The organism is Kluyvera georgiana (genome assembly GCF_050990895.1).
Classification (GTDB): Bacteria; Pseudomonadota; Gammaproteobacteria; order Enterobacterales; family Enterobacteriaceae; genus Kluyvera; species Kluyvera georgiana.
Genome location: NZ_CP158865.1, coordinates 2,780,527 through 2,801,302 on the forward strand (window position 1 = coordinate 2,780,527; position 20,776 = coordinate 2,801,302).

Genomic DNA, 20,776 nt, shown 5'->3' on the forward strand with positions numbered 1-20,776 from the left:
GTAAACGCCTTATCCGGCCTACGGCCCTCTCTGCCTTTGTTATTCCAGTCAGTTATTAATTATCGCCGAACAATATTTTCTCCCTCGTCTCGCATGCGCCAGGATATTTATCCATAACGATCCGGCAACATCTCCTTCGACGCTGCTGGCTCGCCACCTTCAGATCAAGGAACTCCCATGGAGCCACGCCGCGTTTCCGGCAAAAATCACTGGTATCATGAAACCCAGTCGAGAACCCAACACAGCGACGTGATGCCGCTGGTTCCCGAAGCCGCGCACGTTGACGACCGTTTTTTACTGGACCTCACCCTGCCCGATGCGCTGCTTAATGCCAATCTGCGCTGGCTGGACGCTGCCCGTAAGCTGGCTAATTTACTGTTCCCGGACACCGTCCCGGTGAACCGTCTGCGTACGTTCAGCGACTATGACCGACTGAGTACCGCCCTGACCGTGGCGCAGGTTTCCGGCGTTCAGCGGCTGTGTAATCACTATGCCGCACGTCTGGCGCCGCTGCAGGGGCCAGACTCATCGCGAGAAAGTAACCGTCGGCTGGCACAAATTACGCAATACGCCCGCCAGCTTGCCAGCTCGCCGTCCATCATCACCCCGCGCTCACGCCAGCAGCTGGACGATGTAGGGCTCACGCTGCACGACATCATCCTGATTAATCAGATTGTGGGTTTTGTCGGCTTCCAGGCCCGCGTGGTTGCCCTCTTCCAGGCGCACCTGGGCTTTCCGGTGCGCTGGATCCCCGGCATGCCGGTGCAGGAGGATTCAGACGCCGACCGCTTCAATAGTGAAAGCACGCTGTGGCATACCGATCTGGCGGTCATCGAAGCCCACCAGGCCAACACGCCGCAGGGGGAAGCGCTCTCGCGCTGGCAAAATCTGCCAGAACTGCACGCGCTGTCCCCGGTGCTGGCTCATGAGGAGACACTGCTGGTGGGATTCGGCGAACTGCTTGAGGCTTTGACGTTTACCCATCCGCTGCTGCCGCTGTCGGCGCTCATTCCCGCACGCATAAACGGCAGCGTGAGCTGTTTCAACTACAACAGCGGATTATGGCAAGGCGCCAGCGGCCTGCCCGAAGCGGTACGCAACGGCGAGCGAGCCATTCTGGCCTGGAGCCATAATTTCCCGAGCGAACGGGCGCTCGCCCAGGCCACACAGCTGCTGACCCGCGCGCCGGACCGTTTTAGCGCCGCGCAGTTGAACCCGCTTATCGAGCATGGGCTATCGACGCCGGACGCCATCACCCTGCTAACCTGGAGCGCATTGAGCGGCTGGTTAAATCGCCTGCACATCGCGCTTGGCGACGCACAACAAGTTACGTAAAAGGTGAAACAGCGCTTGCTGCGTCCTATAGATTCGCGTAAAAATGACAGCCGCTCTTTTGGCCACGAAAATAGAACAATATGCTTCAGGACAACCCGCTGCTTGCGCAGCTAAAACAGCAACTCCATTCCCAAACGCCCCGCGCGGAAGGGGTCGTCAAAGCCACGGAAAAAGGTTTCGGTTTCCTCGAAGTCGATGCACAGAAAAGCTACTTTATTCCGCCGCCGCAGATGAAAAAAGTGATGCACGGCGACCGTATTATTGCGGTGATCCACTCTGAACGCGAAAAAGAGAGTGCTGAGCCGGAAGAACTGGTCGAGCCGTTCCTGACCCGCTTTGTGGGTAAGGTGCATCGTAAGGACGATCGTCTGTCTATCGTGCCTGACCATCCGCTGTTGAAAGACGCCATTCCTTGCCGCGCCGAACGTGGCGTAACTCACGACTTTAAAGAGGGTGACTGGGCCGTTGCTGAAATGCGCCGTCATCCGCTGAAAGGCGACCGCAGCTTCTATGCCGAACTGACCCAATTCATCACCTTTGGTGACGACCACTTTGTGCCATGGTGGGTCACCCTCGCCCGTCACAACCTGGAAAAAGAAGCGCCGAACGGCGTCGCCACCGAGATGCAGGACGAAGGGCTTGAGCGTCGCGATCTCACCGCGCTGGACTTTGTCACCATCGACAGCGCCAGCACTGAAGATATGGACGATGCGTTGTTCGTGGAAGAAGCCGCCGATGGCAAACTGCTGCTGACCGTCGCCATCGCCGATCCTACCGCCTGGATTGTGGAAGGCAGCAAGCTGGACAACGCGGCAAAAATTCGCGCGTTTACCAACTATTTGCCGGGCTTCAATATTCCAATGCTGCCGCGCGAACTGTCTGACGATCTGTGTTCGCTGCGCGCTGACGTGGTGCGCCCGGTGCTTGCCTGTCGCATGACGCTGGCCACCGATGGCACCATCGAAGACAACATTGAATTCTTTGCCGCCAATATCGAGTCAAAAGCCAAACTGGTGTACGACGACGTGTCCAACTGGCTGGAGAACACCGGTAGCTGGCAGCCGCAGAACGAAGCCATTGCACGCCAGATTACCCTGCTGCAGCGCGTATGCCAGGCACGTAGCGAATGGCGTAAAACCCATGCGCTGGTGTTTAAAGACCGCCCGGACTACCGTTTCGTGCTGGGGGAGAAAGGCGAAGTGCTGGATATCGTCGCCGAGCCGCGCCGCATTGCCAACCGCATCGTTGAAGAGTCCATGATTGCGGCGAACATCTGCGCTGCTCGCGTGCTGCGCGACAAACTCGGTTTCGGCGTTTATAACGTCCACACCGGGTTCGCACCGGATAACACCGAAGCGTTGGCGGCCCTGCTGAAAACGCATGATGTGCACGTCGATCCGCAGGAAGTGCTGACGCTGGCAGGCTTCTGCAAGCTACGCCGCGAGCTGGACGCGCAGCCATCTGGCTTCCTCGACAGCCGTATTCGTCGCTTCCAGTCATTCGCTGAAATCAGCACCGAACCGGGTCCGCACTTTGGTTTAGGCCTTGAGGCCTACGCCACCTGGACCTCGCCGATCCGTAAGTATGGCGATATGATTAACCATCGCCTGCTGAAGGCGGTGATCAAAGGTGAAAGCGCCTCACGACCGCAGGATGATGTGACCGTACAGATGGCCGAGCGCCGTCGCCTGAACCGCATGGCAGAACGCGACGTCGCAGACTGGCTGTATGCCCGTTACCTTAGCCCGATGGCAGGTAAAGAGACTCGCTTTGCCGCTGAGATTATCGACATCAGCCGCGGCGGTATGCGCGTGCGCCTGGTCGATAACGGCGCGGTCGCCTTTATTCCGGCTCCGTTCCTGCATGCTGTGCGCGACGAGCTGGTCTGCAGCCAGGAAAGCGGCACCGTGCAGATCAAAGGTGAAGTGGCCTATAAGGTCACCGATGTCATTGATGTCACCATCGCGGAAGTCCGTATGGAGACACGCAGCGTGATTGCCCGCCCGGCCGCGTAATCTGCGCCAAACGGCCCCTTCAGGGGCCGTTTTTTTATCTACCGCCCACCGACGATCTTTTTTCTCGGCGAAAAAGCCAAAAAGCATTCACACTGAATATCATGGCATCCGAACGCAGAGGGATGAGAGGAAGGTATGGTCAAGTCTCTGGCACAAAATCTGCTCGACCCAAACTCCAGCGAAACCAGCCTCTACTGGCGTTTATCGCGTGCCGAGTCGACGCTGCTTTTAGGGTCGGACCCCGATGCGAATGCCGACGTTGCCGTCCCGTTAAGTGAAGAAAACGCCAGCCGCATTCGAGCCATGAGCGTCACTACCTCCAGTATCGCCCTGAATATTCAGCTTAACGGCTACGACGTCCCTATTCATTTAATTGGCCGCAAGGTTAGCAGCACCGAATGGGCCGGTACCGCCTCCTCCTGGTTTGACACCTCTTCCGTCGCCCGCGATCTGTTACAAGGCTTGCTATTTGCAGAACAGGTGGTATCAGAAGCCAACGCCGTGATCGTCATTCTCGATAGAGAAGGCAAAATTCAGCGTTTCAACCGCCTGTGCGAAGAGTATACCGGTCTCAAAGAGCAGGATGTCATTGGTAAAACCGCGTTCGAGCTGTTTATGTCTGCACCGGAAGCCGCGGCAGCACGGGAGAACGTCAGTCGATTTTTTACCAACGGCGGACCATATGAAGTGGAGCGCTGGATCAAAACGCGTAAAGGCTCGCGCCTGTTTTTATTTCGCAACCGCTTTGTGCACAGCGGTAGCGGCAAGAATGAGATCTATCTCATCTGCTCCGGAACCGATATTACTGAGGAACGCAAAGCCCAGGAACGCCTGCGGATGCTGGCCAATACGGACACCATTACCGGCCTGCCAAACCGACATGCTATCAATGAGCTGATTGGTCGCGCGTTAGACAATCGCCAGGGTGATAATCAGATTGGCCTCGTCTATTTCGACCTCGATAACTTCAAGAAGGTGAATGACGCCTACGGCCACGTATTTGGCGATCAGCTTTTGCAGTCGGTCGCGCTGTCGATTTTAAGCTGCCTGGAAGACGGGCAGACGCTGGCACGGCTTGGCGGTGACGAGTTTATTGTCCTGGCGGTAAATACCTCGCAGAGTGCGCTGGAAGCGATGGCATCGCGGGTGCTAACCCGCCTTCGCGACCCGTTCCGTATCGGCCTGATTGAGGTCTACAGCGGCTGTTCACTCGGCATTTCACTCGCGCCGCGGCACGGCGAAGACCGTGAGAGCCTGATACGCAATGCCGACACCGCGATGTATACCGCGAAAGAAAAAGGCCGTGGACGGTTTAGCGTCTTTTCCCCCGAAATGAATCAACGGGTGTTCGAATACCTGTGGCTGGATACTAACCTGCGCAAAGCGCTGCAAAGCGATCAGTTGGTCATCCATTATCAGCCCAAAGTGGCGCTAAATGGTGAGATCCTGAGTCTGGAAGCGCTGGTACGCTGGAATTCACCGGAGCGTGGGTTAATCCCGCCGCTCGACTTTATCTCCTACGCAGAAGAGTCCGGACTGATTGTGCCGCTGGGACGCTGGGTAATGCTCGAAGCCATTCGTCAGCTGGCGCGATGGCGCGACCGCGGTATTCATTTGCGCGTCGCGGTCAACGTTTCGGCGCGCCAATTGGTCGACCAATCCATTTTCAGCGACCTTAAACAGGCGCTGAAGGCGCAGCACTTTGATGAATGCCCGATTGATATTGAGCTGACCGAAAGCTGCCTGATTGATAATGCCGACCAGGCCCTCGAGGTCATTCAGCAATTTCGCTCCCTCGGCGCACAGATTCACCTCGACGACTTCGGCACCGGCTACTCATCGCTGTCACAGCTGGCGCGTTTTCCCATCGATACCATCAAGCTGGACCATAGCTTTGTGCATCACGTGCACAAACCGTCGGTTTCGCAGTCACTGGCGCTGGCGATTATCGCCGTCGCCCGCGCGCTCAATCTGCGCATTATTGCCGAAGGGGTGGAGGATGCTGACGACGACGCTTTCTTATTGCAAAATGGCGTTGACGAGCGGCAGGGCTACTATTTTGCTCGACCGATGCCCATCGCCGAACTGGAACGCTGGCTGGAAGCGCGTCGGGGGTTATAAGGTAAGCCTTTTTTTCACTTCTCTTTTGTCTGTAAATTTTGCATCATTGATTTCAATCGAATTTATCAACAGGATCCCACCATGTCCGAGCTCGATGCGCGTCAGGTAGCCCAACGTATTGATACCGTATTGGATATTCTGGTCGGCGGTGACACCCACTCCGCCATCAACAATCTGGAAATATTAAAAGCGGAACTGCTGGCCCACGCCGCAGACGAACGCGACAGCAGAACAGGTCAGCCTAAATCCCCGTGGGAAATCTGACGTCCTTTGCCCAGCGGACGGCGGCACTGAGCCTGACAGCCGCCTTCGCGTAGAGAAATTGATCGATTTATTATGAATTCCCGACAGCAAACAATTTTACAACTGGTCATCGATAAAGGCCGCATGAGCGTTGCCGACCTGGCAAAAATGACCGGCGTTTCGGAAGTGACGATTCGTCAGGATCTGAATCTGCTGGAGAAACAGAGCTATTTGCGACGTACTCATGGTTACGCGGTCCCGCTGGATAGCGAAGACGTTGAAACGCGCATGATGAACAATTTCGCTCTCAAGCGCGAGCTGGCCGAGTTTGCCGCTTCTCTGGTGCACCCGGGCGAAACCGTGTTTATCGAAAACGGCAGCAGCAATGCTCTGCTGGCGCGCGCGCTGGCGACACAGCCGGACATCACCATTATTACCGTCAGCAGCTATATCGCCCATCTGTTGAAAGAGACGCCGGGAGAAGTGATTCTGCTGGGCGGTATCTATCAGAAGAAAAGTGAAAGCATGGTTGGCCCGCTGACGCGTCAGTACATTCAGCAGGTACATTTCAGCAAAGCCTTTATCGGTATTGATGGCTGGCAACCGGAAACCGGGTTTACCGGTCGTGACATGATGCGCGCTGATATCGTCAACGCGGTACTGGAGAAAGGCAGCGAAGCCATTGTCCTGAGCGACAGTTCGAAATTCGGCGCCATTCATCCGTATGCACTGGGGCCGATGAACCAGTTCAGCCGGGTAATTACCGACGATAATCTGGCAACGGAAAAACAGCTACAGCTTGAGCAGGCCGGTTTGACTGTGAATATTGTGCCACGTCCCTGATTGACTCAACCCGGTGTGCAGCCACATCGGGTTTCCTCTTCCCCTTCCCGCCTCGCTATGAGAGTTTTCCGACCCCTGAATTAAGACTTTTTACCTGTCAGCAACATCACAAAATCGTAAAATTAATGTTAGCGATATAACAGGAAGTAACTATCACTTACGTGACTTTTAGCAATAAAATTTACAACCTGCGCAACAAGCTTCACAGGAGAAACCTCTGGCAATGGCTATACTTAAGGTGCTCTTCCGTGAATAGAATATTCAGGAGAAATAAAATGACTTCAATGAGCAAGAAAATGGCTGCCGCGATGGTAGCAGTAACGCTGGTCATGTCGCTGAGCGCATGTTCTAACTGGTCCAAACGCGATCGTAACACCGCGCTGGGCGCCGGTGCAGGTGCCATCGGTGGCGCCGTATTAACCGACGGTAGCGCGCTGGGTACACTGGGCGGTGCGGCGGTTGGTGGGATCATCGGCCACCAGGTTGGTAAATAAGCTATTTCAGCAAGATTATCAGGGCCCCGAGGATTCTCGGGGCCCTTTTTATTGGTCGTTTGGCAATCAGACCAGAGGACGCTTTAACCGCCCGCCAACTTCACCTTCATACCTTTGGCTTCCAGCAGCGTTTTCAGCAGGTCGCGTTTGTCGCCCTGAATTTCAATCACGCCATCTTTCAGCGCGCCGCCGCAGCCGCATTTTTTCTTCAGCTCGGCCGCCAGCTTCGCCAGCGCGTCGTCATCCAGGTCAATCCCGGTAATCAGGCATACGCCCTTTCCTTTACGCCCGCTGGTTTGACGTTGAATGCGTACGATGCCGTCCCCCCTGGGGCGCTCGGCAACGGCTTTAGGTTCGTCAATACGCCCGGTTTCCGTGGAATAGACCAGACGGCTGTTAGCATCGCTCATCATGCCTCCAGATTTAATGATGCGTTAATGTCGCGCAGCGTCTGCGCCGGGTCAGCAGACTGGGTGACAGGACGACCAATAACCATATAGTCAACGCCCGCCGCCAGCGCCTGTTCCGGGGTCATAATGCGACGCTGATCGCCCGCCGCGCTGCCGGCCGGACGAATCCCCGGCGTCACCAGTTTGAATGCCTGGCCCAGCTCCTGCTTGAAGCGAACGGCTTCCTGTGCTGAGCAAACGACGCCATCCAGGCCGCAGTTTTTGGTCAATGTCGCCAGCTTCGCCGCGTAGTCCGCCGGGGTTAAGGTAATACCCAAATCCTGTAGGTCGCTGGACTCCATGCTGGTCAGCACGGTAACCGCAATCAGCAGAGGCGCATCGTTACCAAACGGTAGCAGCGCTTCACGCGCGGCGGTCATCATTCGCGCGCCGCCGGAGGCATGCACGTTTACCATCCACACGCCGAGATCGGCCGCCGCCGCTACCGCATGCGCCGTGGTGTTTGGAATATCGTGGAATTTCAGGTCCAGGAAGATATCGAAGCCACGCTGCTGTAAATCACGCACCAGCTGCGGGCCAAACAGCGTAAACATCTCTTTACCGACTTTCAGGCGGCAATCGCGCGGGTCGATACGGTCAACGAAGGCCAACGCCTTATCACGATTATCATAGTCGAGGGCGACAACAACGGGAGAAGATGTGGTAACACGAGAAGAAGATGAAGCAACGGACATGACTGGACCTTCTTGTTGATGGGCACGCGCGGTGCAGAAAAGGTAAACGGGCAGCATTCTACCTGCGTGACCCAGCAGGCACAATGGCAGAGGCGGTCACGGTTGGGGAAATTAAAGTATGTTGTAACTAAGGGGATCGTTTTTTAGAAATTACTGACCATCAAGGCCGCGAATCGGCTTAATGGTCGACCACGCTCTGCATGACGGGCAGTGCCAGTACAGCGTATAGGCCGTGAAACCGCACTTTTGACAGCGATAACGCGGTTTGCTGCGTACCTGTTCGCCGACCATATCGCGCAGCACCATCAGGCTCTCTTTCGCGCGCCCTTCTTCCGCTTCATTGAGATGGTAGTCCATCAACTTGTGGAAAACGCGCATCGTGGGATGACGCTGGAGCTGGCGGGTGACGTAGGTTTGCGCCGCGTCGCCGCCTTTGCTCTGCTCAACCACCTGCGCCAGCATCAGTTCTGCCGTCGCACCGGTATTCTCTTCCACACAGCGTTGGAGGAAGTGTTCCCACTCCTTGTCCTTGCCAAGCTGCTGATAGCAGGTTTGCAGCATTTCCAGCGTTTCGCTGACCAGCTCTTTATCCTGATCAATCACTCGCAGCAGGCTGTCCATCGCTTTGGCGTAGTCACCCTTCGCCATCCATGCGCGCCCCATCATAATGGACACACGCGCGCTGGAAGGATCCGCCGCCGCGCCGCGTTTGAGTAGCGACATGGCTTTATCCAGCTCGTCGTTACCCATCTGCTGGAGCGCCAGTTCGCACCAAAAATGCGCGATATCACCACGGTGTTTATCTTTACCCAGCTTCACCAGACGCTCGGCGGTATCAATCGCCTTCTGCCAGTCGCTGGTGGCCTGATAGATTTGCAGGAGCTGCTGAAGCGCGCTGATGCGGAAATCGGTTTCGTCAACCAGCTGGTTGAACATATCTTCAGCACGATCGTACAGCCCGGCGGCCATATAGTCGCGGCCAAGCTGTTGTACCGCCAACAAACGCTGATCGTACGTAAGAGAGGCGCTTTCCATCAGCGTCTGGTGAATGCGGATAGCCCGGTCAACCTCACCGCGCGAGCGGAACAGGTTCCCCAGGGTCAGGTGCGCTTCCACGGTGCCGGTATCCTCTTTGAGCATATCGAGGAACAGGTCAACCGCTTTATCCTGCTGGTTGCTTAAAAGAAAGTTCACCCCTGCCACGTAATCACGCGACAAGCGGCTCGCTTCGTCCTGTTTGGACTGTTGCGCACTTCTGCGGCCCATATACCAGCCATAAGCGGCGGCGACGGGCAAAAGCAGAAACAACAACTCCAGCATAGATGATTATTCCTTCGCCGCCGGAACTGCCGGCGCTACCGTAGTCGCCGTCTCAGGGGCAAGTTGATGTTCCAGGCGTTTAATTTTACGTTCGGCACGCAGCAGTGAAACGCGCACGCGCAGCCAGAACAGGCCGCAGACCAGCCAGCCAATCGCGAAGCCAACGGCAAACAGCACCGCCAACAGCGTTGAAATTCTGAACTCACCCTGCGCCAACAAATAGTTGAAGGTCACAAGCTGATCGTTTTGCGCACCCAGCGTCACTGAGATGACGAAAATCGCTAACACCAATAAGAAAATGAGTAGGTATTTCACATTACTTCCCGTTATGCGGCTTCTACAGTGTCGACACAGCACCTAGCCTTATAAAATAACATCTTCACCGCGACGACGAAATGGAAAAGCGTTCCGCAGGCCTTAGATCTGTGGGTTAGCATGCTGGAAATCAACCCTTTTCCCCTTTTCGTCCTATCGCGCCCTATTTTTCTGTCTCTTTTTTCCACGGCCCGCAGTATCTCACCGCCAGCCAGCCTGCGATTGTCGCCAGCAGCCACGACATAACCGTCGCCATCATCAGGTCCAGCGGCCAGTGCATCCCAAGCAGCAGGCGGCTGCCCATCACCGTTACCGCCCAGGCCATGAGCACGACGACGGCGCACGCCCGGCGACGCGACCACAGCAGCCCAACCGCCAGCAGTGCCCAGGTCGCGGCAAACATGGTGTGCCCTGACGGAAAGGCAAAGCCGGTCTCTTTTTGCCAGTGATGGCGTAAAAACCCCGGGATATCATGCTGTTGTGCCAACTGCTCCTTGACCAGCGCCGAGCGTTCACCTCGCTTTAAAGTGTAGAACTGCTCGACCGGGATCTGCTGCGTTTTTTCCAGCCAGATAACAAACGGCCTCGGCTCTTGTACGACCCCTTTCACCAACGATTTTGCGCCCTGCCCCAGAAGTACCGCCGCGCTGAGAACGATCGCCAGTATGATTGCCCCGCGAAGACGCGGCCGTAGCAACCAGACAAACAGCGCGCACAGCAGAAGATGGGTGATAATCCCCCACGGTTGGGTGACCGTTTCCGTCACCGCGTACAGCGCCTGCAACCACCAGCCGCCGGGCCCCGGTAGCCATTGCCAGCCGGAGATCCAGACCGTCAACGGCATGAGTAAAAGTAAGATGGCTCCGATAAGCGTTCGTCGGGCGATGGTCAGCATTTTTCTTCCTTTTTTCAATGAGGTTACCGCGCGAAACCTCAAAAATGTTCAATTTTGTGCGCTTTCCCGGCGGTCACCCGCGCACGATTAGGTGAAGTAAAGCACGTTGTGGCAAAATAAGGAAAACAGAAGGCGTCGCTGGCGCTAACATAATCTGGAGAATCACATGCAGCTTAAACGTGTGGCAGAAGCCAAACTGCCAACCCCCTGGGGCGATTTCCTTATGGTGGGCTTTGAAGAACTGGCAACCGGGCACGATCACGTCGCGCTGGTTTTTGGTGATATTACCGGGCAAACGCCGGTGCTGTCGCGGGTACACTCGGAATGTTTAACCGGCGACGCGCTTTTTAGCCTGCGCTGTGATTGTGGTTTCCAGCTTGAGGCCGCACTGTCGCACATTGCGGAAGAAGGCCGAGGGATTCTGCTTTATCATCGCCAGGAAGGTCGTAACATCGGCTTGCTGAACAAAATTCGCGCCTACGCGCTGCAGGATCAGGGCTACGATACCGTAGAGGCCAACCACCAGCTCGGTTTTGCCGCCGACGAACGCGACTTCACCCTGTGTGCCGATATGTTCAAACTGCTGGGCGTTGATGCGGTGCGTCTGCTGACCAACAACCCGAAAAAAGTCGAAATTCTGACCGAAGCGGGCATCAATATTGTGGAACGCGTGCCGCTGATCGTCGGACGTAACCCGAAAAATGCCCACTACCTCGACACCAAAGCGGCAAAAATGGGGCACCTGCTCAGTAAGTAATGCCGCAGGTGCCACGCTTGTGCGTATTTTTCTACGCAATCGTCTTTATGGGGCCGTTATCGGCCCCTTTTTCTAACTCAGCATATTACGAATCACATAGTGCAAAATACCGTCGTTCTGGTAGTAGGTTAGCTCGGTCGCCGTATCGATACGGCAGCGGCACAGCACGGTTTGCTGCTGACCATCTGCCCGGGTGAGCACGACGGGGATCGTTGCCCCCGGCTTCAGTTGCTGTAGCCCGGCGATATCAATCCTTTCCTCGCCGGTGAGCTGCAGCGTTTTGCGGCTTTGGCCCTGCGGGAACTCCAGCGGCAGTATGCCCATACCGATAAGGTTGGAACGGTGGATACGTTCAAACGACTCGGCAATCACCACGCGGACTCCGAGCAAGCGCGGGCCTTTCGCCGCCCAGTCGCGGCTGGAACCCGAGCCATACTCTTTACCCGCAATCACCGCCAGCGGCGTGCCCTGCGCCTGATAATGCATCGCCGCATCGTAGATCGACATCACCTCATTTCCGGGCAGCAGGCGCGTCATACCCCCTTCCACGCCGGGCACCATCTCGTTGCGGATACGAATATTGGCGAACGTACCGCGCATCATCACCAGATGGTTGCCGCGACGGGAACCGTAGGAGTTAAAGTCGCGGGTGGCCACGCCATTTTCCTGCAAATAACGCCCTGCCGGGCTATCCGCCTTGATGCTCCCTGCCGGGGAAATATGGTCAGTGGTGACCGAGTCGCCAAGCATCGCCAGCACGCGCGCACCATGAATATCTTTCACCGGTTCAGGGATCGCGCCCATCTCGTCAAAGAACGGCGACAGGCGAATATAGGTGGAGTCATTTTGCCAACGGTAAGTGTCCGAGGCAGGCACGTCGATCGCCTGCCACTCTGGCGTGCCGGCAAACACCGCAGCGTACTCTTTGTGGAACATATCGGTCGATACCTGCTGCACCGCGCGCGCAATTTCATCGCTGCCCGGCCAGATATCCTTCAGATACACCGCTCTCCCCTGACTATCTTTCCCTAGCGGATCCTGCGTCAGATCGACGGTCATATTACCCGCCAACGCGTAAGCAACCACCAGCGGCGGCGAGGCCAACCAGTTGGTTTTTACCAGCGGATGGATACGGCCTTCAAAGTTACGGTTGCCGGACAGCACGGCGCCAACGGTCAGATCGCCTTGTTTGATCGCGCTTTCAATCGGATCGGGCAATGGGCCTGAGTTACCAATACAGGTGGTACAGCCATAGCCAACCAGGTTAAAGCCCAGCTGGTCAAGATACGGCGTCAGCCCGGCATAGGCCAGGTATTCCGACACCACCTTCGACCCCGGCGCCAGCGACGCTTTGACCCACGGCTTCGGCTTTAATCCGCGCGCAACGGCATTTTTCGCCAGCAGCCCGGCGGCCATCAGCACACTCGGGTTCGACGTGTTGGTACACGAGGTAATCGCGGCAATCACGACCGCCCCTTCCGGCAACGCATACTGCTCGCCGTTGAGGCTAAAGGCGACGGCCGGCTTTGCTTTACCTGCACCGTTCACTTCCAGTTCAGTCGTGGCGTTAAACGCTTTCGGCACGTTGCCCAGCGCGACGCGGTCCTGCGGGCGTTTCGGCCCGGCGAGGCTCGCCTCGACATCGCCCATATCCAACGCCAGCGTCTGACTGAAGACCGGCTCATCGCCAGCGTGCCGCCACATGCCCTGCGCTTTGGCATAGGCCTCCACCAGCGCCACCTGTTCATCGCTGCGCCCGCTCAGACGCATGTAGGAGAGCGTGACGTCATCAATCGGGAAGAAACCGCAGGTTGCCCCGTATTCCGGAGCCATATTGGCGATAGTCGCGCGGTCGGCCAGCGGCAGTGAATCCAGTCCATCGCCGTAGAATTCAACAAATTTCCCCACCACGCCAAGCTGGCGCAACATTTGGGTGACGGTGAGCACGAGGTCGGTGGCGGTAATCCCTTCACGCAGCTTGCCGGTCAGCTTGAAGCCGACAACATCGGGAATCAACATGGAGACCGGCTGCCCGAGCATCGCCGCTTCCGCTTCAATACCGCCAACCCCCCAGCCCAGCACGCCCAGGCCGTTAATCATGGTGGTGTGGGAATCGGTACCGACCAGCGTGTCCGGGTAGGCCACCCATTCATTGCCCTGCAGTTCACTCCACACCGCCTGCCCCAGATATTCAAGGTTAACCTGATGACAAATACCGGTGCCCGGTGGTACCACGCGGAAGCGACTGAACGCCTGCTGCCCCCAGCGTAAGAAGGTGTAGCGTTCGTGGTTGCGCGACATTTCAAGCCGCACGTTTTCCTCGAAGGCATCCTCATCGCCAAAGCGGTCTACGGTGACCGAGTGGTCAATCACCAAATCGACCGGCGACAAAGGGTTCACCTTGTAGGTATCGCCACCAAGGCGCTTCACCGCCTCGCGCATGGCAGCCAAATCCACCACTGCCGGTACACCGGTAAAATCCTGCATCAGCACACGGGCGGGACGATAGGCAATCTCCCGGTCGGCATGGGCGTTTTTCAGCCAGCCCGCCAGCGCCTGAATGTCGTCGGCAGTCACCGAGTCGCCATCCTGCCAGCGCAGAAGGTTTTCCAGTAAAACTTTGAGTGATTTCGGCAGGCGGGCGATATCGCCAAGGGTCTTTGCGGCCAGCGCTAAGCTGTAGTAGTGGTAGGTTTTATTGTCGACCTGTAGCGTTTCCTTGCAGGCCTCTCGTAGGGTTGACGACATAGCTCCTCCTTAAATGACGGGAATTGCACACTCTGACACTCCTCAGAGCCTCTATTAAAGATAACACAACGACCCGAACACGCCGGAAAAGGGCTCAGATTGATAAATGCATCAACGCTTTATTAAAAAAGAGACGAAGGGAAATAAATAGCAGGGGAAGGATTTTCTGAATATAGCAGTAGGGAAAGAAATATGAGCAATAACCCTGGAGTTACTGTTTCTTATTCTCATCCTGATTGAACAGTTCGATAAACTCTTTTTGCTCAGGCGTCAATTTCCACTCGTCCGGGACATTGACCTTATTATTATTCTCAACGGGTTTCTTTGCCGCCGGCGCGCGGGGCTTCGCCGGTTTAACGCGTTCAGACGTCAGCATGGTTAGCCCCAGAACTTCCAGATCAGCAGTGCGACAGCAACCCAGAACAGCGCAGAACCCAGGAATACGCTTAGCCATGCTTTGCGCTTCACGCCCGGTTCTTTATTTTCTGACGCCATTACATGCCTCTCACAATCGATATTACTTATCATTTTCACACCAATTAATTGTTACAACTAATCATCAATGAGATAAATCCTAAGTAAATTTTAAGCAAAAATCCAGCGATTTTACGAATCCTGGAGAGAGATTTATTTATTCTTTTGACGCTGAAGGGATATTTGAGTAGAGAAGTTTGCTTAACGTTAAATTTATTTCTACTTTTGCTGCGATGTTGCCAATAGAAACAATTCTTAATCTCGACGATGGACGGATGAGGGATAAAAATCAGGGGATTGGGGTGGACAATATAAGCCTTTTCGCCCCCGATGCCCGGGGGCGGATAATCATGGAAGATTACTTTTCCGGTAGCTTAATATCTTTGAACATGGCTTCAATGTCCTCATTGGAGCGCAGCGCTACCGCGGTGTCGACCACGTCGCGGGTCAGATGTGGGGCAAAGCGCTGAATGAAATCATACATGTAGCTTCGTAAGAAGGTGCTGCGACGGAAGCCAATCTTCGTGGTGCTGTGGCTGAAAATACCGTCTGCATCGAGCTTAACCAGATCCGGATCGGAGATAGGATCGACGGCCATGCTGGCAATCACCCCTACCCCAAGCCCCAGCCGCACGTAAGTTTTAATCACGTCTGCATCGGTGGCGGTAAAGACAATACGCGGCGTCAGGCCCGCGCGGTTAAACGCGGTGTCCAGCTCAGAGCGCCCGGTAAAGCCAAAGGTGTAGGTCACCAGCGGATACTGCGCCAGTTCTTCAATCGTGACCGATGTTTTGGAGGCCAGCGGGTGTTCCGGCGTCACCACAATAGAACGGTTCCAGTGATAGCAAGGCAGCATCACCAGATCGTCATACAGGTGCAGCGCTTCGGTCGCAATCGCGAAGTCGGCGTTGCCTTTGGAAACCGCTTCGGCAATCTGGGTTGGCGACCCCTGATGCATATGCAGCGACACGCGCGGATATCGTTCAATAAAGCCTTTAATCACGCCCGGTAGCGCGTAACGCGCCTGGGTGTGCGTCGTAGCGACGTACAGCGAGCCTTTATCCGGCCAGGTATGTTCGCCCGCAACAGACTTGATGGCGTCCACTTTCGACAGCACTTCCCGAGCAATACGGATAATCTCCTGACCTGCCGGAGTGACCTGCGTCAGATGCTTGCCGCTGCGGGCGAAAATCTGAATACCCAGCTCATCCTCCAGCATTCTGACCTGCTTACTGATACCCGGCTGCGAGGTGTAAAGCCCTTCAGCGGTAGAGGAAACATTAAGGTTGTGATTAACCACCTCAACGATATAGCGGAGCTGCTGTAATTTCATGCGGTTGTATCCAGTCTGTACTCAGAAAGCGCTCATAAAGACGATTTAATCATAAGAAATGCATCTGCTATAACCACTATATCATTTATAGCAAGTGTGTATAGATGGAAACAAAAAATAATAACGAGGTTATAAAAAAGGGCCGCATAGCGGCCCTTTGTGAAGTTTTTGCGTGGAACGTTACTTTTTCGCTTCGACCCATTTACCGTCAACGAAGAACGCTGACCAGCCCGTCGCCTTCCCGTCTTTTTCAGAAGCGACGTACTGCTGCTTGGTTTTACGACTGAAACGTACCATCGTTTTGTTACCGGCAGGATCCTGCTGCGGCGCATCGGCCAGATAACGCAGTTTCTCCGGCAGACGGTCGCGGAAGCGGAACAGCTCTTCCACCAGCGGCGCGCGCGTTTCACGTGATTTCGGGAAGGTGTTGGCAGCCAGGAACACCCCAGCAGCGCCGTCACGCAGCACGAAATAAGCGTCGGACTTCTCGCACGGCAGCTCCGGCAGCGGCACCGGATCTTCCTTCGGCGGCGCGACTTCACCGTTACGCAGAATTTTACGCGTGTTCTTACACTCGTCGTTGGTGCAGGCCATGTACTTGCCAAAGCGCCCCATTTTCAGGTGCATTTCGGAGCCACATTTCTCACACTCAACGATCGGGCCGTCATAGCCTTTGATGCGGAACTCGCCTTCTTCAATCTCGTAGCCGTCGCAGGTCGGGTTGTTACCGCAGACGTGCAGCTTACGCTTCGGATCGATCAGGTAGCTGTCCATTGCCGTGCCGCATTTCTGGCAACGGCGTTTGGCGCGCAGCGCGTTGGTTTCAGCGTCGTCGCCTTCCAGCACGTTCAGCACTTCGTTTTCCGGCACCAGGTTAATGGTGGTTTTGCAGCGCTCTTTCGGCGACAGCGCGTAGCCCGAGCAGCCGAGGAACACGCCGGTACTGGCGGTACGGATACCCATTTTGCGTCCGCAGGTTGGGCAATCAATACTGGTCAGCACCATCTGGTTCGGCTGCATGCCGCCCTCTTCCGGCGCTTTCTCAGCGGTTTCCAGCTGCTTGGTGAAGTCGCCAAAGAACAGGTCCAGCACCTGCTTCCACTCGGCTTCGTGATTCGCCACGCGGTCGAGATGGTCTTCCATCTGCGCGGTGAAATCGTAGTTCATCAGATCGCGGAAGTTCTCTTCCAGACGGTCGGTGACGATCTCACCCATTTTTTCGGCGTAGAAGCGACGGTTTTCAGTGCGCACGTAGCCGCGATCCTGAATGGTCGAAATAATCGACGCATAGGTGGACGGACGGCCGATACCGCGTTTCTCCAGCTCTTTCACCAGAGACGCTTCGCTAAAGCGCGCAGGCGGCTTGGTAAAGTGCTGGGCCGGTATCAGTTCCACCAGGCTGAGCTTGTCGCCCTGGTTCACCATCGGCAGCGTGCGGTCTTCATCGCCTTTGCGCAATGCCGGCATGACTTTAGTCCAGCCGTCAAAGCGCAGGGTACGGCCGCGCGCTTTGAGCTTGAAGTCGCCCGCTTTCACGATCAGCGTCGTGGAGTCATACTGCGCTGGCGTCATCTGACAAGCCACGAACTGGCGCCAGATAAGCTGGTACAGCTTCTGCGCATCCGCTTCCATATCTTTCAACGCTTCCGCCTGCACGGCAACGTCGGAAGGACGAATCGCTTCGTGCGCTTCCTGCGAGTTCTCTTTGCTGGCGTACTGATTCGGATTTTCCGGCAGGTATTTCTTGCCGAAGTTATCGCTAATATAGCCGCGAACCATGTTCACCGCGTCCTGACTCAGGTTGGTGGAGTCGGTACGCATGTAGGTGATGTAGCCCGCTTCATACAGACGCTGCGCCATCATCATGGTTTTCTTCACGCCGAAGCCCAGACGCGTGCTGGCGGCCTGCTGCAGCGTTGAGGTGATGAACGGCGCGCCCGGCTTGCTGCTGGTCGGCTTATCTTCACGCTCCAGCACGCTGTAGCTGGCTTTTTCCAACAGGCTGACCGCCGCCATGGTTTCGTCGCGGTTAACCGGACGGAACGGCTTGTCGCCCTGATGGGTGACTTCCAGCGCCAGAGCATCGCCGCCAGGCGTAGTGGTATTCGCGTCCACTTCCCAGAATTCTTCCGGAACGAAGGCTTTGATTTCACGCTCACGCTCAACCACCAGACGCACGGCAACCGACTGCACGCGACCGGCAGACAAACCGCGAGCGATTTTTTTCCACAGCAGCGGCGAAACCATATAGCCCACAACGCGGTCCATAAAGCGACGCGCCTGCTGAGCGTTAACACGGTCGATATTCAGTTCGCCCGGCTTTTCAAACGCCTGGCGAATCGCATTCTTGGTTATTTCGTTAAACACCACGCGGCTATAGCGTGTTTCATCACCGCCGATCACTTCCCGCAGGTGCCATGCAATGGCCTCCCCTTCGCGGTCAAGGTCGGTTGCGAGATAGATGTGGTCGGCTTTTTCCGCCAGCTGTTTGAGTTCCGAAACTACCTTTTCTTTGCCTGGCAGCACTTCATAGTGTGCCGCCCAGTCATGCCATGGGTCGACGCCCATGCGGTTAACCAGCGCGCCTCGTTCATCCTTTTTAGGCTTTTTGGCCGTTTTGGTGGAGGTAGAGTCAGCGCTCTTTTTGGCGGCTGAGCCACTTGTCGGCAAATCGCGGATATGACCGACGCTGGACTTAACCACGTAGTCATTACCCAGATACTTATTGATCGTTTTGGCTTTTGCCGGGGACTCAACGATAACGAGAGCTTTACCCATATTCACCTTTACCTAATTTGATTCTTCCAGGAATACATCGCACATGTTCCACATTCCACTGGCGACGAGCCTTGTATGTTGCGGCAACGCCAATAGATATCAACCCTTTACTGACCGGCTTTTGATGTAAGCACGCAGATGGCTGAGTTCACAGACTTTTTTTCGTCAGGAGCTATAGCACGAAGAATATTCGGTCGAATGTCAAGCAAATCTGTTGCCAGATTGCCGAAAGCGTCACACTGTACCTGATAAAATTCGTTACGCAACTTTATTAGCATGCAAACACCAATCATGCCAACTCTGCGGTAAAATCGTTGCCCCTGGTAAACGTCGGGAATATTTGCCCACGACGGGCGCCCGGCGTAAACTAGCGCGAGAATTTTGAGGAGTTGAATATGTCAAATAATAGCCAACCTATCGATCGCCAGACGCTGCTGATTGAAGCCAATCGCCTTATTCGCGAACACGAAGATACTTTAGCCGGCATTGAAGCTACCGGCGTTGAGCAACGCAACGGCGTGCTGGTCTTCAGCGGCGAGTACTTCCTGGATGAACAGGGCCTGCCTACGCCGAAAAGCACGGCGGTGTTTAATATGTTCAAATATCTCGCCCACGAGCTGTCTGAAAAATATCACCTGGTTGACTGAGCTTAAGGCCGTCGCCTGAGCCAAAAGAACACGCCCGGTAAACAACGTTTACCGGGCGTGATTATTTTTGGGCTATAGTGGCTTAAAGCATCGGTTTTTGCCCGCGCTGCCACCAGCGCATCATCAGACGATCCGCGCTTTCCGCGGCGCTGCCGGTAAAGCGGTCCATCATTTTCTTACGTCGCGTGTAGCGAACGTTGACCACTTCGTGGTCGGCCATCAGCCCCAGCAGCAGTTCATCGCTGGTGCCCACTTCATCAACCAGCCCTTTTTCCTGCGCCTGAGAGCCGTACCAGTGTTCACCGGTTGCCACCTGCTCGATATCCAGCGTCGGACGCATTGTTTTCACAAAATCTTTAAACAGATGATGGGTTTCGTTCAGCTCTTCGCGGAACTTCTGTCGCCCTTCGTCGGTGTTTTCGCCCAGCAGCGTTAGCGTACGCTTGTACTGACCCGCAGTGTGCAGCTCAACGTCGATATCTTTATTTTTCAGGAAACGGTTGAGGTTTGGGATCTGCGCGACCACGCCAATCGAACCGAGGATGGCGAACGGCGCCGCGACGATTTTATTCGCCACGCAGGCCATCATATAGCCGCCGCTGGCAGCGACTTTATCGACTGCGACCGTCAGCGGGATCTGCTTATCACGAATACGCTGCAGCTGGGAGGCCGCTAGCCCATAACCGTGCACCACGCCGCCAGGGCTCTCAAGGCGCAGCACCACCTGATCCTGCGGTGTAGCGACCGTGAGCACGGCGGTGATCTCTTCACGCAGCGAGGCGACTTCGTGGGCATCCATGCTGCCTTTAAAATCCAGCACCCACGCGCGCGGTTTGCCGGAGACCGCGCTTTCGCCCTGCTTCGCTTTGGCTTTTGCCGCCTTTGCTTCTTGCTTCAGTTTTTTCTTTTGCGCTTTATGCCACAGCTTCTGCTGCGGCCCGTCGAGCAGCGCGACGGCTAAATCTTCCTGCATGTCCTTGTGCTGCTCGCTTAAGTTGGTGATCCGCAGTTCGCCGCGCTGCCGCTTGCGCGACGTCAGATTGACAATCAGCACGGCAATGACGGCAATAGCGACGACAACCGTCACGATCTTCGCGAGAAATAGACCATATTGAAAAAGTAATTCCACACATCCACCTTGTACAAAAATCACATAATCTGTCGCTCAGTGTACAACACCGCGTCCGGTACGTCTCGACTGGCGTATCCGTCCTCGAGGCCGCTTCCAGATGATTTTTTTTGCAAATGAAATCATTGCAAATTGTTAATTAGACGTTGTCTCTCCGGTGCGCCGATTGAAATAGCGAAGAGATT

At 55.6% G+C, this 20,776-nt stretch carries 19 protein-coding genes; 8 read left to right on the top strand and 11 right to left on the bottom strand.

Going from position 1 to position 20,776, the window contains the following annotated elements; genetic code table 11:
* Positions 1-177: 177 nt before the first annotated feature.
* The 6 genes from ABTW00_RS13215 to osmB all read left to right on the top strand — a co-directional run bounded on the left by ABTW00_RS13215 (position 178) and on the right by osmB (position 7,051).
* A complete protein-coding gene (locus ABTW00_RS13215; protein WP_433635979.1) occupies positions 178-1,335 on the top strand; it encodes a CMD domain-containing protein in 1,158 nt (385 codons plus the stop codon).
* 80 nt (positions 1,336-1,415) lie between these two features.
* The gene (locus ABTW00_RS13220; RefSeq protein WP_433635982.1) at positions 1,416-3,350 is read left to right on the top strand and encodes an exoribonuclease II; all 1,935 of its coding nucleotides are present in this window, start codon (positions 1,416-1,418) and stop codon (positions 3,348-3,350) included.
* Positions 3,351-3,485: 135 nt separating this feature from the next.
* Positions 3,486-5,471 (top strand): cyclic di-GMP phosphodiesterase, encoded by a 1,986-nt coding sequence (pdeR, locus tag ABTW00_RS13225; protein ID WP_433635984.1) that lies wholly within the window; start codon positions 3,486-3,488, stop codon positions 5,469-5,471.
* 81 nt (positions 5,472-5,552) lie between these two features.
* Positions 5,553-5,735 (top strand): YciZ family protein, encoded by a 183-nt coding sequence (locus ABTW00_RS13230; protein WP_064545989.1) that lies wholly within the window; start codon positions 5,553-5,555, stop codon positions 5,733-5,735.
* Positions 5,736-5,807: 72 nt separating this feature from the next.
* Complete coding sequence (locus ABTW00_RS13235) at positions 5,808-6,557, top strand: DNA-binding transcriptional regulator YciT (protein WP_271446795.1); 750 nt, start codon at positions 5,808-5,810, stop codon at positions 6,555-6,557.
* 275 nt (positions 6,558-6,832) lie between these two features.
* Positions 6,833-7,051 (top strand): osmotically-inducible lipoprotein OsmB, encoded by a 219-nt coding sequence (osmB, locus tag ABTW00_RS13240; RefSeq protein WP_064545993.1) that lies wholly within the window; start codon positions 6,833-6,835, stop codon positions 7,049-7,051.
* Between the two features lie 83 nt (positions 7,052-7,134).
* Here the strand turns inward: osmB and yciH are convergent, their stop codons facing one another.
* The 5 genes from yciH to pgpB all read right to left on the bottom strand — a co-directional run bounded on the left by yciH (position 7,135) and on the right by pgpB (position 10,725).
* A complete protein-coding gene (yciH, locus tag ABTW00_RS13245) occupies positions 7,135-7,461 on the bottom strand; it encodes a stress response translation initiation inhibitor YciH (RefSeq protein WP_064545994.1) in 327 nt (108 codons plus the stop codon).
* Complete coding sequence (gene pyrF, locus ABTW00_RS13250; RefSeq protein WP_064545996.1) at positions 7,461-8,195, bottom strand: orotidine-5'-phosphate decarboxylase; 735 nt, start codon at positions 8,193-8,195, stop codon at positions 7,461-7,463. Before pyrF ends, yciH begins: the two co-directional genes overlap by 1 nt.
* 150 nt (positions 8,196-8,345) lie before the next feature.
* Positions 8,346-9,515, bottom strand: coding sequence for a lipopolysaccharide assembly protein LapB (gene lapB / locus ABTW00_RS13255; RefSeq protein WP_064545998.1), 1,170 nt, complete (start codon positions 9,513-9,515; stop codon positions 8,346-8,348).
* Between the two features lie 6 nt (positions 9,516-9,521).
* On the bottom strand, positions 9,522-9,830 hold the full coding sequence (locus ABTW00_RS13260; RefSeq protein ID WP_065357938.1) for a LapA family protein: 309 nt from the start codon (positions 9,828-9,830) through the stop codon (positions 9,522-9,524).
* A gap of 163 nt (positions 9,831-9,993) precedes the next feature.
* Positions 9,994-10,725 (bottom strand): phosphatidylglycerophosphatase B, encoded by a 732-nt coding sequence (gene pgpB / locus ABTW00_RS13265; protein ID WP_065357937.1) that lies wholly within the window; start codon positions 10,723-10,725, stop codon positions 9,994-9,996.
* 166 nt (positions 10,726-10,891) lie between these two features.
* Here pgpB and ribA point away from each other — a divergent pair, with 166 nt between their 5' ends.
* A complete protein-coding gene (ribA, locus tag ABTW00_RS13270; protein ID WP_035896308.1) occupies positions 10,892-11,482 on the top strand; it encodes a GTP cyclohydrolase II in 591 nt (196 codons plus the stop codon).
* A 72-nt stretch (positions 11,483-11,554) separates the two neighbouring features.
* Here ribA and acnA read toward each other — a convergent pair whose 3' ends face one another.
* The 5 genes from acnA to topA all read right to left on the bottom strand — a co-directional run bounded on the left by acnA (position 11,555) and on the right by topA (position 18,815).
* Complete coding sequence (gene acnA / locus ABTW00_RS13275) at positions 11,555-14,230, bottom strand: aconitate hydratase AcnA (protein WP_433635990.1); 2,676 nt, start codon at positions 14,228-14,230, stop codon at positions 11,555-11,557.
* Between the two features lie 211 nt (positions 14,231-14,441).
* On the bottom strand, positions 14,442-14,606 hold the full coding sequence (locus ABTW00_RS13280) for a hypothetical protein (protein ID WP_157093553.1): 165 nt from the start codon (positions 14,604-14,606) through the stop codon (positions 14,442-14,444).
* A gap of 2 nt (positions 14,607-14,608) precedes the next feature.
* Positions 14,609-14,758, bottom strand: coding sequence for a YmiA family putative membrane protein (locus ABTW00_RS13285; RefSeq protein WP_416374479.1), 150 nt, complete (start codon positions 14,756-14,758; stop codon positions 14,609-14,611).
* Between the two features lie 304 nt (positions 14,759-15,062).
* Positions 15,063-16,037 (bottom strand): HTH-type transcriptional regulator CysB, encoded by a 975-nt coding sequence (gene cysB, locus ABTW00_RS13290; protein WP_035892921.1) that lies wholly within the window; start codon positions 16,035-16,037, stop codon positions 15,063-15,065.
* A 180-nt stretch (positions 16,038-16,217) separates the two neighbouring features.
* Positions 16,218-18,815 carry a type I DNA topoisomerase gene (topA, locus tag ABTW00_RS13295; protein WP_433635992.1) on the bottom strand — a complete coding sequence of 866 codons (2,598 nt, stop codon included), beginning with the start codon at positions 18,813-18,815 and terminating at the stop codon, positions 16,218-16,220.
* A 395-nt stretch (positions 18,816-19,210) separates the two neighbouring features.
* On the opposite strand from topA, the gene ABTW00_RS13300 reads away from it, so the two are divergent.
* Entirely contained in the window at positions 19,211-19,462 is a 252-nt protein-coding gene (locus ABTW00_RS13300) for a YciN family protein (RefSeq protein WP_064546024.1), read from the top strand.
* Positions 19,463-19,544: 82 nt separating this feature from the next.
* On the opposite strand, the gene sohB is transcribed toward ABTW00_RS13300, so the two are convergent.
* Positions 19,545-20,591 carry a protease SohB gene (gene sohB / locus ABTW00_RS13305; RefSeq protein WP_249021934.1) on the bottom strand — a complete coding sequence of 349 codons (1,047 nt, stop codon included), beginning with the start codon at positions 20,589-20,591 and terminating at the stop codon, positions 19,545-19,547.
* Positions 20,592-20,776: the final 185 nt, after the last annotated feature.

Excerpts from the sequence above, each read along its gene's own strand:
- ABTW00_RS13215 (WP_433635979.1), top strand. The coding sequence starts at position 178 with ATGGAGCCACGCCGCGTTTCCGGCAAAAATCACTGGTATCATGAAACC.
- ABTW00_RS13220 (WP_433635982.1), top strand. The coding sequence starts at position 1,416 with ATGCTTCAGGACAACCCGCTGCTTGCGCAGCTAAAACAGCAACTCCAT.
- pdeR (WP_433635984.1), top strand. The coding sequence starts at position 3,486 with ATGGTCAAGTCTCTGGCACAAAATCTGCTCGACCCAAACTCCAGCGAA.
- ABTW00_RS13230 (WP_064545989.1), top strand. The coding sequence starts at position 5,553 with ATGTCCGAGCTCGATGCGCGTCAGGTAGCCCAACGTATTGATACCGTA.
- ABTW00_RS13235 (WP_271446795.1), top strand. The coding sequence starts at position 5,808 with ATGAATTCCCGACAGCAAACAATTTTACAACTGGTCATCGATAAAGGC.
- osmB (WP_064545993.1), top strand. The coding sequence starts at position 6,833 with ATGACTTCAATGAGCAAGAAAATGGCTGCCGCGATGGTAGCAGTAACG.
- yciH (WP_064545994.1), bottom strand. The coding sequence starts at position 7,461 with ATGAGCGATGCTAACAGCCGTCTGGTCTATTCCACGGAAACCGGGCGT.
- pyrF (WP_064545996.1), bottom strand. The coding sequence starts at position 8,195 with ATGTCCGTTGCTTCATCTTCTTCTCGTGTTACCACATCTTCTCCCGTT.
- lapB (WP_064545998.1), bottom strand. The coding sequence starts at position 9,515 with ATGCTGGAGTTGTTGTTTCTGCTTTTGCCCGTCGCCGCCGCTTATGGC.
- pgpB (WP_065357937.1), bottom strand. The coding sequence starts at position 10,725 with ATGCTGACCATCGCCCGACGAACGCTTATCGGAGCCATCTTACTTTTA.
- ribA (WP_035896308.1), top strand. The coding sequence starts at position 10,892 with ATGCAGCTTAAACGTGTGGCAGAAGCCAAACTGCCAACCCCCTGGGGC.
- acnA (WP_433635990.1), bottom strand. The coding sequence starts at position 14,230 with ATGTCGTCAACCCTACGAGAGGCCTGCAAGGAAACGCTACAGGTCGAC.
- ABTW00_RS13280 (WP_157093553.1), bottom strand. The coding sequence starts at position 14,606 with ATGCTGACGTCTGAACGCGTTAAACCGGCGAAGCCCCGCGCGCCGGCG.
- ABTW00_RS13285 (WP_416374479.1), bottom strand. The coding sequence starts at position 14,758 with ATGATAAGTAATATCGATTGTGAGAGGCATGTAATGGCGTCAGAAAAT.
- cysB (WP_035892921.1), bottom strand. The coding sequence starts at position 16,037 with ATGAAATTACAGCAGCTCCGCTATATCGTTGAGGTGGTTAATCACAAC.
- topA (WP_433635992.1), bottom strand. The coding sequence starts at position 18,815 with ATGGGTAAAGCTCTCGTTATCGTTGAGTCCCCGGCAAAAGCCAAAACG.
- ABTW00_RS13300 (WP_064546024.1), top strand. The coding sequence starts at position 19,211 with ATGTCAAATAATAGCCAACCTATCGATCGCCAGACGCTGCTGATTGAA.